This is a genomic window from Methylorubrum populi (assembly GCA_036946625.1).
In the GTDB taxonomy this organism is placed as follows: domain Bacteria; phylum Pseudomonadota; class Alphaproteobacteria; order Rhizobiales; family Beijerinckiaceae; genus Methylobacterium; species Methylobacterium populi_C.
The window spans coordinates 797,197-809,404 of sequence record JAQIIU010000002.1 but is presented as its reverse complement, the minus strand read 5'-3'; the positions used below and the strand labels follow the sequence as shown (position 1 = coordinate 809,404).

The following is a 12,208-nucleotide window of genomic DNA, read 5'->3' as shown; positions in this document are numbered from 1 at the left end:
ATGCCGCGCGACGCGAGGGCCTTGGAGATCGGATCGCCGTTCGCGATGCCGATGAAGTCGCTGTAGAATTCGATCCCGCGCGTGTCGCCGGAGTGCTCGACGACGTAGAGCTTATAGACGTATGCCTTTTAAGGTTCGTTTATATTAACTATATCCTTGCAATGAGCGAAGCATTGCAAGGATCCGATCCAGTCTGGTCTGCCGTCATTGAACGGTTCGAGAACTATGCGCCGACGAGCCTGATGGCCCGCACGGCCTTGGAACACGCGCTGCCGGCCGGCTGGATCGACGAGGTGTTCGAGCAGCATCGCCAGCGGCAATACACGCGGGAGTTGCTGTTCTCCACTGTCGTCAGGCTGACGATGCTCGTCGCTCTCGGCCTGCGCTCGTCGTTGCACGCCGCTGCGCGCGAAGCCGAAGACCTGACCGTCTCGCTGCCCGCCCTCTACGACAAGGTCAACCGCACCGAGCCCGACCTGCTGCGCGCCCTCGTGCGCGGCAGAAGGACGCCGACGCCTTCCGCCGCCGGATCGAGCGCGAGCTCGACGACGGCACCGCCATAAGCCCCGACGCGAGGGTCACGGTCGCCCAGGCCGCGACCCACTACCTCAAGACGTTGGAGGATGGCGCGCGCGAAGGGGTGTGCGGCCGCATGCACATCCGCTCCGTCAAGATCGCGGTCGATAAATATCTGGTCCCCACGATCGGCAGTCTGATATTCGCCGATCTGAAATGGGCGGACATCGACCGGGTACATGACGGGATGAAGCGAGCAAAGCTCGGCCCTGTGTCCCGACGGAAGTACCTCAAGTACTATCGACAGATCGAAGACCTGTGCCTCCGCCGCGGCAACGCGATGAAGCCCGTCTTCCGCCCCTACATCGCCGAGATGAAGACGGTCGAGAGCGAGCCGGTGCGGGTGCTCTCGACGGCCGAGATCGGCGAACTGCTGAAGGCGATCGAGGCCCGCCCTCACGGCTTCCGGACGCAGACTCACGCGATGCTCCGATGCTTCGTCCACCTTGCGGCATTCTGCGGCCTGCGGTTCGGGGAGATCGCGGCCTTGCGCCTCGACCTCGACGCCGGCGTGCTGACGGTGGACCAGAGCGTCACCGTGCTCGGCGAGGTGAAGCGACCTAAGACGAAGGCCGGCGTTCGGAAGGTGGCCCTTCCTCGCCATCTCGTGGACCTGCTGCGGGACTACGCCGAGCACCATCGGCGCCCGAACCCGGACGGCTTCTTCTTCACCACCACGGCCGGCGGGCGGGTCCAGGCGGCGCCGTTCCACTATCAGTCCTGGCGCCCCCTGCTGCGCCGCGCCGGGCTCGTGGAGGGCGACGCCGAGGTGCCGCACTTCCACTCGCTCCGGCACTTCTGTGCCAGCGCGTGGATCGCTCTACAGATGCCGCTGCCCGAGGTCGCCAAGCGGATCGGCCACAGCAAGGTCGATATGACCCTGCGCGTCTATGCTCACGCCATCGGCGGCGACGAGATCCGGCGCGACTTCGCCGACGCCATGACCCCGGCGGCAGCGTCACCGAGCCCATCGCAATCCGGCCCGCCACGGACAACGACGTCGGCCGAGCGCAGGAATGGTTGCAGCGGGGCGGCTTGCAGCGTCTCGGCAAGGATGTGGCGCATCAGGCAGTAGACATGCGGGCCCACGAGCGCGCGTTCCATCCCCTGCGTGACTACCTCGACAGCCTGCGCTGGGATGCCCGCGAGCGGTTGGGGTCGTGGCTCACGACCTATCTCGGCGCCGAGGCTACCGCCTACACGTCGGGCATCGGCGAGATGTTCTTGATTGCCATGGTGGCCCGCATCTTCGAGCCCGGCTGCAAGGCCGACTACATGATGGTGCTGGAGGGGCCGCAGGGCGCTCGCAAGTCGACCGCGTGCGCCATCCTCGGCGGGCAGTGGTTCTCCGACAACCTGCCGGACGTGACGACCGGGAAGGACGTGGCGCAGCACCTGCCGGGCAAGTGGTTGATCGAGATCGCCGAGATGAGCGCCATGTCCAAGGTCGAGGACGCCGCGCTGAAGGCTTTCATCAGCCGCCCGGTGGAGCGCTACCGACCAAGCTACGGGCGCAAAGAGGTCATCCAGCCGCGCCAATGCGTCTTCATCGGCACGACCAACAAATCGGCTTACCTGCGCGACGAGACCGGCGGGCGTCGGTACTGGCCCGTGAAGGTCAGCCGGATCGACACCGATGCGCTCACCCGTGACAGGGACCAGCTCTTCGCGGAGGCGGTGGCGCATTACCGCGAGGGCACGCGCTGGTGGCCGGATGCCGCGTTCGAGGAACGCCATATCCGGCCGGAGCAGGACGCCAGGTTCGAGGCGGACGCCTGGGAGGAGGCGATTTCAGTCTATCTGATCGGAAAGAGCCGCGTGACGGTGACGGAGGTAGCTCGCGAAGGACTTCACATCGATCTTCCGAAGATCGGTGTTTCGGAACAACGTCGCATCATCGCGTCTCTGCAACGGTTGGGCTGGGAAGCCGGCAAGAGGAGGAAGAATGAACGACCCTACATCAGAGTTGTGCAAGACGATTACGGCGACTTCGGACGGGCGGCGGCCGCCGAGTGATCGGTCCAAAAAGGGTGACGGATGACGCATGGTGACGCATTTCCCTAACGAGGGCGCAACGCGCGCGCAGACACACATGATCGCGCACACATGATCGCGCGCCTGCGCACATGGACAGCGACCTATATGGAAAAGTCCGTCACCATGCGTCATCCGTCACCCTTACAGGAGCCGCCGAATGCCTCCGACCAAGAACACGATCCGGACGCTGGAGCCCACCGTCGTCGCGGCACCGCTCGGATATCGGGTGGGCTACATTTCTCCTCCGGACGATAGGCCAGTCACCGCGGACACCAAGCCAGAAGAGCTTTGGATAGGCTTCGATCCTGTCATCGCATGGATCGTTCAGCCATATGGCGAGGATACTGCCGATGGTCTGTCCGTACTTGGAGCCACAACGTACCCGGTCACGCCGGACGGAATCATCAACGGCGGCGACACTTATCTTGTGTCACCGGATGGTAAGTGGTCTTGGCCGGATGGTCCCGAACTAAAAGACGAGAACGGCGCTCGGCGACATTTCATCGACCAAGCGTTGAGAGGATGACAGCGATGAGGCAGCTTGAATGCATGATCGCTTGGACGCCCGCTGGATACGAGCACTCGGAGACGCGGGGTCGGGTGGAGGTCGGACCGTGGCCGGACAGGACCGGTTGGAGCCGTCGCTACAGTTCCCACGTCGGCGCTTGCTTCAGCGAACTGCACGACATGCCCGAGTGGCAGCGCCTCGCCATGCTGTTCATCGACTTCAACACGCTGGTGGTCCGCGACGGCATCGACCCGAAGGAGGCACATCGGGCCTTCCTGGTGATCGACGAGTACCGGGATCGGATCTCCCCCGATGTGCCGGGGGCGGCACCCTGACCCCGCCCCTGAACCGTCAGAGCCCCTGGGACCGTCGGACCTATACGGGTGGGCGGGGCCCCGTTCATTTCTAGCGCCAGGGTTCAAAACTGATGCACGACTTGATGCACGATTCCCCGTCCGACCCCCTGATTTCGATCGCCGAAGCGGCCACCCGGCTTGGCATTGACCGCAGCGTGCTGTCCCGGCAGGCCAAGAGCGGCGCGGTCCGCAGCTATCGCGGAAAAGTGAGGTTTTCCGAGGTGTTAGCGGACCGCGCCGCCAACATCGACCTGACCCGCTCCGGCCGCAGCAAGGGGCAATCGGAGCCCGCTCAGAAGGCCCGGACGCCGCAGCGTGCATCACCCCGTGCATCAAGTCGTGCATCAGTTGATGCACGGTCTGATGCACGAAATGCTGATGCAGGCGAAACCGCGGACGTGGAGGCCGATGAGGCGCCCAACACGGTCACCGTTGATGGCCGGACCATGACGAGGGCCGAGGCGCTGACGCTGAAGGAAACCTGCCTCGCGCTGGCAGCCGAACTCCAACTGGACATCAAGCGCGGGAAGGTGATCGACCGGGCCGAGGCCCATCGGGACTTCTTCGAGCAAGGCCGCGTCCATCGCGATGCCTGGATCGCTTGGCCGGCGCGCGTGTCGATCCTGATGGCGGAGGAGATCCGGATTGACCCTGCCACCGGCAAGGCCGACGAGCGCGTTCTAACCAGCGTGCTCGCCAAGTACGTCCGCGAACATCTTGACGAGATGGGCGAGCCGGACGAGCCTGATTGGAAATCGCCAGCCTGAACATCACGTAGACAGGACAATCGATCTCGATTGCTTGACGGGAGACTGACTATGACGACACAAAAGTCTGCTGACACCAAGGCTCCCGCGAAGACTTCCGCGACCGCCGCGGTGCCCGCATCGTGCCTCGATACGACCAGCCTGCGCGCCGCATGGCGCCGGGGCCTCATGCCGGATCGGGACAACGACGCGCCACCCGCCCCGCGCGACCGCAGGCTCGAGACTGACGAGCCGGAATCGCCCGTCTGAGCCCCGGCCGGCGCGGAGGTGTCCGGTTTGTCCACCCCCGGTGTCCGGTTTTGTCCACTCCCCCGCGCCGGCCGGTAGGCGCATCCTCTGGGGATGTTCGACGATCTTCCCCCCGCTGCCCGCTCGCTCGCCTACCTGCCGCAAGCCCTGGCCGATGCCGCCCGTCGCTCCCCCGACCCGCGCGTGTCCGCGGCCGGCGACGCGCTCCGCGCCCTCGGCGACCGGCTCCGCCTCGATGGTGCGGAAGGCACGGCGCCGCTCGACCTCGCCCGCGACCGCAACACCCGGATCGGGGAGCACTGAGCCGTGGCCGACTACGACGCCGACGAAGCCGCAGCCATCGCCGCGCTCTGCACCGATTGCGGGGTGCCGCACATGGCGGCCAGCCTTCTCGCCGAGGGCGTGAGCCTGGACGTGGCCAAGACCCGCATCAGCATCGTCGGCACCGCCATGGAGATCATGGCCATCGCGCGCCGGAAAGACCCAAGCATTCCCGCCGGGCTGGCAACGGACATGCTGGCTCAGGGCAAGAACATCGAGCAGATCCGCACGGCATTGTTCGAATACATCGTCGCTGCCGAGGATGCGGTCGGCGAGATCAACAGCCACACGCCGTTGCCCATGAGCGAGGCGGACCATCAGCGGACGGCGTCGCGGGCGAGCATGGAACGCGAGCTGCGCGCCAAGGGCCTGGAGCCCGTATCGAGGACCGGACGATGAGCTACGAGGTTCGCACCGAGGCGGAGCGCACCGCATCGCGCGCGCATCGACACGCTGATGCACACCATCCGGGGCGGCGGCCACTGGTCCGAAACCCCTGCCGCCGAGCAGGAAGTCGATGCCCGTTTCAACGAGATCTTCGCGTTCGACTATCGCCAGGCGCGGGCCGGCGATGAGCAAGCCAAGGTCCGCGTGGCGCACTACCGAGACGACAACCGCCGCCGCCGCTCCATCGGGCTCTCAGCCGTCTTCCCCGAGCCGGCCGAGCCCATCGAGGCGGCGGCACCTCGCACCGCCGACCCCCGCGACGCCGTGCTGACCGCCATGCGGGCCTCGAACCGGCCGGGCCGGTGGCCCTGACCGCCCCCACCCGCCAGCGCCGTCGCACACGCCCGCCTCGCTGGCCAACGCACACCGGAGCATCGCCATGACGAGCGGATTTCACGACGCCACCGGATCGGGCGGCGGGTTGGCCCATGCATTCGAGCAGCCCTACGAGGATCGCGGACAGCTTCCCGGCCAGCTTCCGAAGCACGTCGCCCAATTCATCGACGAATTGGAGATGACGAACGACGAACTCAACGCGGCGGTCAACGCATCGCATGAGTCGTTTCTGGATGAGAGGGTCGAGCGCGACCGTATCCGCGCGCACATTCAAGAGATGGAGCGTCACCCGCAACTGCGGCGAGACGACAAAGTGTACGTCGTCGCGCAGAAGCAGTTGCAGGCATCGCGGGAGCGTGTAGCCGCGCTTCAAGAGCGCCACGGCCGGGTGCAGGCCCGTTGGCAACCGCTGAACGGTCTCGTCACCAGCATCGCCAAATGGCGCGTCGATCACGCGGGCGACATGATCGAGCCGTTCGCCGGCCCGGCGCCGAAGCTCGCCCGCAACGAGAAGCCGCTCGACGCCATCGGCCGCCTGCGCAAGAGGGTCGCCGAGATCCGGCAGGAGGCGGGCCGCATCGAGCGCGCCCCGATCCCGGCCGCCGAGGCGAAGGCCGCCGCGAAGGCGTTCATCGAGCACATGGCGTTTGCCGGCCGCCCCGACGTGGCGCCGCTGCTGCGGGGCGAGAACAAGCCCGATTGGCCGCACCTCGCCTACCACTCGCAACACCCCGTGTGGACGGATGGAGGCCACCATCAGGTCGCGGCGGCGGGCTTCAACTTCGATGCCGTCGGCCTCACGGCGTGGCTGCACGGCCCGGCCATGCTGAAGGCCCTGGAAGCGCAGATCGACGCCGAGGCGAAGGACGACCGCGCCATCCCGACCGAGGGCCGCGCCGAGCGCCTGGAAGCCCTGGCCGCCGAGATGCTGGCGATCGAGCGCGAGGAGGAGGCCATCATCCGCGCCGTCGCCGAGGACGGCATCCCGGTCGAGCGCCGGCCGGACGCCAGCCCCGAGGCGGTGCTGCAGGTGCGGGTCGCGGCCTGACGCGCCTACGCCGAATGGCGGGGCCGGCTCACCGCTTGAACCGGTCCCGCAGCGCCTCGTTCGCCCGCACCTGCCAGCCGGGGCCGCTCGCCCGCATGGCGTCGATCACGTCGGCATCGAGCCGCAACGTCACCTGCTGCTTCGGGCTGTCCGCACGAGGCCGTCCGCGGCTGCGGCGCGCGAGTTCCGCCCCGTCGCCCGGCACCGCGCGCGCCATCATCTCATCGGTCAGTTCGGGGATTTCCTCGTATTCTTCAGTCGTGATCTCGTGGGCGTCCATCTTGGCAAGATCAGTCTCGCCAAGGCCCTCAGTCGAGGGCCGGTCCATACTTCTTTTGCTCGCGGTCATTGGCCTTCCTCATCGAAATAACGTGGCGATCATCCCCGCGCGGCGTCCAGCACACGATGACCATGCGGCCCGCGAGGAACCCGACCGTCAGGAGGCGGGTCTCGCCGTAGTCGTGGCGATCATCCTCGATGGTGACGCACGGGCCGGCGAACACGAGCGCCGCGCTCGCGAAGTCGATACCCCGCTCCCGGAGGGTCTGGTCTCGCTTCGCGGGGTGAAAGGTGATCGCCATGGGTTTTTCGTAACGCCAGAAAACAGAGGCGTCAATGAATAAATGGCGTGCCAAAAATAGATGGGAAACGGGCCAAGCGCCGCCTCGCAGACGAGTACGACGCGGCACAAGATCGGGGCGAGGTCGCCTCGGGTCGTGACGGCCCTGGTGCTGGCGTTTCCAATGGGAACGCCAAGGCCACGGTCGCCAACCTCGGTCTGACCCGCAAGGCGATCCACGAAGCCCGGCGGCCCAACCTCTCAGGCGGGCGCGGCCGGCGCTTTCTTATAAAATCCCCTTGTAGAGGGCATTTGGCGAGACAAGGGACTACTTCGGTTATTTTTTGCTGTCTTTTCCGTTTTCGCCGTAATGAGCTTCAACCTTTTCCGCAATTTTCTCAATATCTCCGGCCAACCGCCGAAAAAATCCAGCAAAACTATCGAATTGCCTTTGCCACTCTTCTCTTGGTAGCTCGCCTGGGTTCATATTGTTTGCGAACTTATGAAGTGTATCTAGGCTATAATCAAAATAGTGTTGCGTGCTGAGACTTACCTGAAGTCTCGCAATAATCTCCGCGTTCATGGATCGACCGTTCGCCTCGGCTTCGGCCTTGAGGCGGTCGCGCATGCCATCCGGCAGGCGGAGGACGAACTTGTCTTGTTCTCGGGCGGGTGTTTCGTCGGCCATGCCGCATCCATACTGGCACGGAGCCACTTCTTGAATGGTGGCACGATGCCACTTTTATCGTTGACAGGCAGATGGCACAGTGCCACTTTGATCCTGCGATCACCGTTCAGGGACAAATCGCCAATGCAACCCCACCCCTTGCGGGAGCCCGACAAGTTCGTCGTCCGTCTTCCCGAAGGTATGCGCTCGACTATCGCGGAAATGGCGAAGTCAAACCGCCGCTCCATGAACAGCGAAATCGTGTTTCATCTTGAGCAGGCCATGGCCTCCCAGAGGAACACAAACAAAACGGCCCCGACAGGCGTTACAGCGCCGGCCGGGGCCTCACCCGAAGCGTGAGAGGTCACCCATGTCTCAGGTTGGAAACCAGCATACCACGAACCCGCCCCTGTGCGGAACCGCCGATCCCATCGCCGCCCTGCGCGCCGCGCTGGAACGGCACTTCGCCGAGATGGGCCTGACCGTCGATTTCGACGCGCCGCTCCCCGCCACCACCGCGACCGATGCCGAGACCGGCACCGTCGTCGCCCGCGCCGCGTGAAGGAGGGAACCATGGCACGTCTCGACACCACCCCGCCCTTCGGCCCGCGTCCCGGCATCCATCGCGGCGCGCCGTTCACGCCCGAGCCGGGAGCGCCGGCCTCCCCCGCGCAGATCAAGGCGATCGGTGACACGATCGCGGCCGAGAGGAAAGCGCGCAAGGACGCCGCATACGACCGGTTCACGGCTCTGTTCGCCGAGTGGCTGCGCAGCCGCGCGCAGTCCTTGCTCGGCGTCGATGACGAGGAGATCCCGTTCACGCACAGCGACCGTGAGGACGAACTGGCTCGCCTCATCACCACAACACCGGCGGCCGTGCCGTGGATGGTCCTCTACAAGCTGCAGGTGCTGGAGCACTACCTTGGCGACGACGGCACGAACTGGACCGACAACCGCGAGCTGGTGATGCTGGCCGGCATCCGGGCCGACCTGCTGCGGTTCACCCTGGAGGAGCGGTCATGACCCTGCTGACCTACCTCCGCACCCGCGCCCTGCTCTGGCGGGCTTGCCATCACGCCGAGGAAGCCCGCCGCCTATGGCTGGCCTCAGAAGCCCACAGCCGGCGCGTGACGGCCTGCCTGGATCGCATCGAGACCGACATCGCCACCGGCCGCGTCGTCCTTTCCCGCTGATCCTCTCGGCCCGGCCGCCGCGTCGGCCCACCGTTCCTGCCTGGAACGCTCGCCCCGCCCGGCCGGGCCTCACTGCCGCCGCTCCGAAACATCGGAAAATCCGACGTTATCCGCGACGCCCTCAACGCGGCCCCTCCCGTGAGGAATCCCTTCATGTCCCAACTCGTCACCGTCCCCTTCCACGGGGACACGCTGTTCGCTGTCCGCGACGGCGCCGAGGTCCGCGTCGCGCTCAAGCCCATCACCGACCGGCTCGGCCTCGATTGGTCGGCGCAGTACCGCCGGACCAAGCGCGACGCCATTCTGGCTGAGGGTATTGCCATAATGGCAATGCCTTCGCCGGGCGGCTCGCAGGATGCCACCTGCCTGCAACTCGACCTCCTGCCCGGCTGGCTGTTCGGCATCTCGGCCAATCAGGTGAAGCCGGAGGCCCGCCCCCTGGTGCTCACCTACCAGCGTGAGTGCCACGCCACCCTGTTCCGGCGGTTCTTCGGAGCGCCCGGCGAAAGGGATGGTCATCACGACCACACCCTGCCCGCCAGCCCCGTCCGCGAGGAGTCCGTCTCCGTGCGGCACGGCCTCGTCAAGGAAGCCCGCCAGACCTTCGGCACCCGCGCGGCCGGCTCGCTCTGGTTCGCCCTCGGCCTGCCGATCGTCCCCGAGATGCGCGACGGCGGGCGCCAGGGCGCATTCGGCTTCACCTACACCGCCGTCCCCGCCGCCCCCGAGAGGAGTGCCTGACCATGGCGAGCGTCGCAAAGCGCGAATGGACCCACAAGAACGAAACGAAGGTCGCATGGGTGGTCCGCTACACCGACCAGGGCGGAAAGCGGCGGCTCAAGACCTTCGACAAGAAGAAGGATGCCGACCGCTACCGGACCAAGGTGGAAACCGAGATAGAGGCCGGCACCCACGTCGCCGCCTCGCAGAGCGTCACGGTCGGCGAGGCCCTGGACCTCTGGCTGACGAACTGCGATGCGCGGGTTCAGGCCAGGGATCGCATCCGCGCGCGGACGGTGCGGAACTTCCGATGCACCGTCGAGAACCATGTTCGGCCGCAACTTGGCAAGCGCAGGCTGACCGATCTGACCTTCCGGTCGCTCCAAGCGTGGGTCGATGAACTGGCCTTTGACAAGGAGGCTCCGCGTGGTTTCCAAACCCTGCGCAACGCTGCGGGATGCCTGAGCCTCACCCTGAAACACGCGGTGCATAAGGGGCTCGTCGGCAAGAACGTGCTGAGGGACGAGGATCTGCACATCCCTGGCCGCAAGACGGTGCGCATCGACATCCCGTCGAAGATCGAGATCCGGAGGATGCTCGACGCCAGCGGCACCGTGACCGGCCGGGGCGGCGTCGCCAAGTACCTCCGCGCCATGCTGCACACGGCGGTGTTTGCCGGGCTGCGCCAGGGCGAACTGCGCGCCCTGCGGTGGGACCATATCGACTTCGAGTCGGGTGTCATCCGCGTCCGCGTTGCCGCCGACAACCTCGGGCACGTCGATGAGCCCAAGTCGGCCGCCGGTATCCGCGACGTCCCCCTGGCGCCGCGCCTCGCCGTCGAACTGAAGACGTGGAAGCTGGCTTCCCGGGCAAACTCTGGCAACCTCGTGTTCGCCGGGGAGCGCGGAACGATGGTGCAGCCGGCTGCCATCGATCGCAGTTGGCACCGGCTCCAGCGGCGCATCCTCACCGCTGGGAAGGGCCAGACCGTGCAGCCGCGCGAGCGCTACCACTTCCATGCCTTGCGGCACGTCTGCGCCAGCCTCCTCATCAAGGCCGGGCTTCCACCCAAGCGCATTCAGGCCATCATGGGCCACGCCTCGATCAGCATGACGTTCGACCGCTACGGTCATCTCTTCGAAGATCCGGAAGCCGTGCAGAACGCCATGACGAAGATCGGACGCGACTTGGCGGGGTGATCCTGCGCGACAAGGGCGCGACATAGCGACCTAAGTCATTGCTCTGAAACGATACTGATTTCGTCTGCGACGAGATCGACAAGTATCCGCTCTCGGCCGGCGGCGAGGGCCCGCCGATCGACCTCGCCGAGGAGCGGCAGGCCGAGTTCAAGGCCAACAGCCTGACCGTGCTCGCGTGCTCGCCGACCGTGGCCGGGCGCTCGGCGATCGAGGCGAGCTATGAGGAAAGCGACCAGCGCAAGCCCTTCGTCTGCTGTCCGCACTGCTCGGCGTGGCAGGCGATGGAGTGGGAGCAGGTCAGGTTCGACAAGGACGAGGACGGCAAGATCATCACCGCCTCGGCGCGCTACGAGTGCGTCGCCTGCGAGCGGCCGTGGAGCCCGGCGCAGCGGCTCGCGGCGCTCCGCCGGATCGAGTGGCGCCAGACCAGGCCGTTCACCTGCTGCGGTGAGAAGCAGGTGCCGGAGCAGTGGGCGCCCCTGGCGCACGGGGTGCGGCGGGCGCTGTGCCGGTGCTGCGGCACCCTGGCGGTGTCGAACGAGCACGCGGGCGGGCAGGCGTCCAAGCTCTACGCCCCGAAGCAGACCATCAGGGAGACGGTCGCGAAGTTCGCGCGGGCGCTGAAGCGGGGACCGGAAGCATTGCGGGCGTTCTTCAACACGCAGCTTGCCCGGACGTGGAAAGAGGGTGTCGACGTCCCTGAGTGGAAGGACGTCTACGCCCGGCGCGACGACTACCTGTCCGGCACGGTCTCGCACGGCGCGCTGATCCTGTTCGCCGGTGTCAACGTGCAGAAGGATCGCCTTGAGGTCTCGATCTGGGGCTTCGGGCGCATCGGCACCGGCATCGTGCCGCGCTCGATCGCGGCACGCCCGGTCGCGGGCTTAAGCGAGGAGCAGGCCAAGCGGGTTCGGCAGGAGGACGCGGCGTTCCGCGCCGCCCTGCAGAGCCTGTTCCTGGCCTGGACCGATGAGGCCGATTCGGTCGGGGCGCACGACTTCTACGGGCTGCAGGCCATCGCGGTCACCGGCATGGTCGAGGGCGGCGAGAGCTTCACCCGCCTGCGCACCCGCCTCCTGTCCGACGGCCTCACCGTGCCGCTGCAGTTGCAGGTGCTTAATAGGGAAATCGCGGCCACCGCGTAAGTCATTGTCTTCAAATGCGAAAGCCGCCTTCGGGCGGCTTTTTCATGTGGCGGTCCGAGAGCCGTCCCCGCCGCGCCAAG

The 12,208-nt window shown here is 66.4% G+C and carries 18 protein-coding genes and 2 pseudogenes; 17 read left to right on the top strand and 3 right to left on the bottom strand.

Annotated features, from left to right (window positions below):
• Positions 1-242: 242 nt before the first annotated feature.
• The 10 genes and pseudogenes from PGN25_05740 (at position 243) to PGN25_05695 (ending at position 6,645) form a co-directional block, all read left to right on the top strand.
• Positions 243-500: pseudogene (locus tag PGN25_05740) on the top strand (IS4 family transposase).
• A gap of 287 nt (positions 501-787) precedes the next feature.
• The gene (locus PGN25_05735; GenBank protein MEH3117110.1) at positions 788-1,651 is read left to right on the top strand and encodes a site-specific integrase; all 864 of its coding nucleotides are present in this window, start codon (positions 788-790) and stop codon (positions 1,649-1,651) included.
• Complete coding sequence (locus PGN25_05730; protein ID MEH3117109.1) at positions 1,612-2,592, top strand: virulence-associated E family protein; 981 nt, start codon at positions 1,612-1,614, stop codon at positions 2,590-2,592. Before PGN25_05735 ends, PGN25_05730 begins: the two co-directional genes overlap by 40 nt.
• A gap of 178 nt (positions 2,593-2,770) precedes the next feature.
• Positions 2,771-3,139: a hypothetical protein gene (locus PGN25_05725; GenBank protein ID MEH3117108.1), complete on the top strand. Its 369-nt coding sequence runs from the start codon at positions 2,771-2,773 to the stop codon at positions 3,137-3,139.
• A gap of 161 nt (positions 3,140-3,300) precedes the next feature.
• The gene (locus PGN25_05720; GenBank protein MEH3117107.1) at positions 3,301-3,456 is read left to right on the top strand and encodes a hypothetical protein; all 156 of its coding nucleotides are present in this window, start codon (positions 3,301-3,303) and stop codon (positions 3,454-3,456) included.
• Between the two features lie 92 nt (positions 3,457-3,548).
• Complete coding sequence (locus tag PGN25_05715) at positions 3,549-4,244, top strand: hypothetical protein (protein ID MEH3117106.1); 696 nt, start codon at positions 3,549-3,551, stop codon at positions 4,242-4,244.
• A 342-nt stretch (positions 4,245-4,586) separates the two neighbouring features.
• Positions 4,587-4,796: a hypothetical protein gene (locus PGN25_05710; protein MEH3117105.1), complete on the top strand. Its 210-nt coding sequence runs from the start codon at positions 4,587-4,589 to the stop codon at positions 4,794-4,796.
• A 3-nt stretch (positions 4,797-4,799) separates the two neighbouring features.
• Positions 4,800-5,213, top strand: a complete 414-nt coding sequence (locus PGN25_05705; GenBank protein ID MEH3117104.1) for a hypothetical protein — start codon at positions 4,800-4,802, stop codon at positions 5,211-5,213.
• A gap of 57 nt (positions 5,214-5,270) precedes the next feature.
• The gene (locus PGN25_05700; protein ID MEH3117103.1) at positions 5,271-5,573 is read left to right on the top strand and encodes a hypothetical protein; all 303 of its coding nucleotides are present in this window, start codon (positions 5,271-5,273) and stop codon (positions 5,571-5,573) included.
• A 67-nt stretch (positions 5,574-5,640) separates the two neighbouring features.
• The gene (locus PGN25_05695; GenBank protein ID MEH3117102.1) at positions 5,641-6,645 is read left to right on the top strand and encodes a hypothetical protein; all 1,005 of its coding nucleotides are present in this window, start codon (positions 5,641-5,643) and stop codon (positions 6,643-6,645) included.
• Between the two features lie 28 nt (positions 6,646-6,673).
• Here PGN25_05695 and PGN25_05690 read toward each other — a convergent pair whose 3' ends face one another.
• From PGN25_05690 to PGN25_05680, 3 genes are all read right to left on the bottom strand, one after another.
• Complete coding sequence (locus tag PGN25_05690; protein ID MEH3117101.1) at positions 6,674-6,973, bottom strand: BrnA antitoxin family protein; 300 nt, start codon at positions 6,971-6,973, stop codon at positions 6,674-6,676.
• Positions 6,954-7,226 carry a BrnT family toxin gene (locus PGN25_05685; GenBank protein ID MEH3117100.1) on the bottom strand — a complete coding sequence of 91 codons (273 nt, stop codon included), beginning with the start codon at positions 7,224-7,226 and terminating at the stop codon, positions 6,954-6,956. The genes PGN25_05690 and PGN25_05685 overlap by 20 nt, the downstream gene beginning before the upstream one ends.
• A gap of 315 nt (positions 7,227-7,541) precedes the next feature.
• Positions 7,542-7,892, bottom strand: a complete 351-nt coding sequence (locus tag PGN25_05680) for an Arc family DNA-binding protein (protein MEH3117099.1) — start codon at positions 7,890-7,892, stop codon at positions 7,542-7,544.
• 123 nt (positions 7,893-8,015) lie between these two features.
• Between PGN25_05680 and PGN25_05675 the strand changes: the two genes are divergently transcribed.
• From PGN25_05675 to PGN25_05645, 7 genes and pseudogenes are all read left to right on the top strand, one after another.
• Positions 8,016-8,231 (top strand): Arc family DNA-binding protein, encoded by a 216-nt coding sequence (locus PGN25_05675; protein MEH3117098.1) that lies wholly within the window; start codon positions 8,016-8,018, stop codon positions 8,229-8,231.
• Between the two features lie 10 nt (positions 8,232-8,241).
• Positions 8,242-8,433: a hypothetical protein gene (locus tag PGN25_05670; protein MEH3117097.1), complete on the top strand. Its 192-nt coding sequence runs from the start codon at positions 8,242-8,244 to the stop codon at positions 8,431-8,433.
• An 11-nt stretch (positions 8,434-8,444) separates the two neighbouring features.
• A complete protein-coding gene (locus tag PGN25_05665; GenBank protein ID MEH3117096.1) occupies positions 8,445-8,894 on the top strand; it encodes a hypothetical protein in 450 nt (149 codons plus the stop codon).
• Positions 8,891-9,064, top strand: coding sequence for a hypothetical protein (locus tag PGN25_05660; GenBank protein MEH3117095.1), 174 nt, complete (start codon positions 8,891-8,893; stop codon positions 9,062-9,064). The genes PGN25_05665 and PGN25_05660 overlap by 4 nt, the downstream gene beginning before the upstream one ends.
• 153 nt (positions 9,065-9,217) lie before the next feature.
• On the top strand, positions 9,218-9,805 hold the full coding sequence (locus PGN25_05655) for a phage P22, antirepressor protein (protein ID MEH3117094.1): 588 nt from the start codon (positions 9,218-9,220) through the stop codon (positions 9,803-9,805).
• A 2-nt stretch (positions 9,806-9,807) separates the two neighbouring features.
• Positions 9,808-10,983 (top strand): tyrosine-type recombinase/integrase, encoded by a 1,176-nt coding sequence (locus PGN25_05650; protein ID MEH3117093.1) that lies wholly within the window; start codon positions 9,808-9,810, stop codon positions 10,981-10,983.
• Positions 10,984-11,045: 62 nt separating this feature from the next.
• A pseudogene (locus PGN25_05645) lies at positions 11,046-12,095 on the top strand (phage terminase large subunit family protein).
• Positions 12,096-12,208: the final 113 nt, after the last annotated feature.

Bases quoted from the DNA above. Each gene is read 5' to 3' on its own strand.
- PGN25_05715 (MEH3117106.1), top strand. From the start codon at position 3,549: ATGCACGACTTGATGCACGATTCCCCGTCCGACCCCCTGATTTCGATC.
- PGN25_05650 (MEH3117093.1), top strand. From the start codon at position 9,808: ATGGCGAGCGTCGCAAAGCGCGAATGGACCCACAAGAACGAAACGAAG.
- PGN25_05700 (MEH3117103.1), top strand. From the start codon at position 5,271: ATGCACACCATCCGGGGCGGCGGCCACTGGTCCGAAACCCCTGCCGCC.
- PGN25_05675 (MEH3117098.1), top strand. From the start codon at position 8,016: ATGCAACCCCACCCCTTGCGGGAGCCCGACAAGTTCGTCGTCCGTCTT.
- PGN25_05695 (MEH3117102.1), top strand. From the start codon at position 5,641: ATGACGAGCGGATTTCACGACGCCACCGGATCGGGCGGCGGGTTGGCC.
- PGN25_05660 (MEH3117095.1), top strand. From the start codon at position 8,891: ATGACCCTGCTGACCTACCTCCGCACCCGCGCCCTGCTCTGGCGGGCT.
- PGN25_05685 (MEH3117100.1), bottom strand. From the start codon at position 7,226: ATGGCGATCACCTTTCACCCCGCGAAGCGAGACCAGACCCTCCGGGAG.
- PGN25_05725 (MEH3117108.1), top strand. From the start codon at position 2,771: ATGCCTCCGACCAAGAACACGATCCGGACGCTGGAGCCCACCGTCGTC.
- PGN25_05670 (MEH3117097.1), top strand. From the start codon at position 8,242: ATGTCTCAGGTTGGAAACCAGCATACCACGAACCCGCCCCTGTGCGGA.
- PGN25_05710 (MEH3117105.1), top strand. From the start codon at position 4,587: ATGTTCGACGATCTTCCCCCCGCTGCCCGCTCGCTCGCCTACCTGCCG.
- PGN25_05720 (MEH3117107.1), top strand. From the start codon at position 3,301: ATGCCCGAGTGGCAGCGCCTCGCCATGCTGTTCATCGACTTCAACACG.
- PGN25_05655 (MEH3117094.1), top strand. From the start codon at position 9,218: ATGTCCCAACTCGTCACCGTCCCCTTCCACGGGGACACGCTGTTCGCT.
- PGN25_05680 (MEH3117099.1), bottom strand. From the start codon at position 7,892: ATGGCCGACGAAACACCCGCCCGAGAACAAGACAAGTTCGTCCTCCGC.
- PGN25_05665 (MEH3117096.1), top strand. From the start codon at position 8,445: ATGGCACGTCTCGACACCACCCCGCCCTTCGGCCCGCGTCCCGGCATC.
- PGN25_05690 (MEH3117101.1), bottom strand. From the start codon at position 6,973: ATGGACCGGCCCTCGACTGAGGGCCTTGGCGAGACTGATCTTGCCAAG.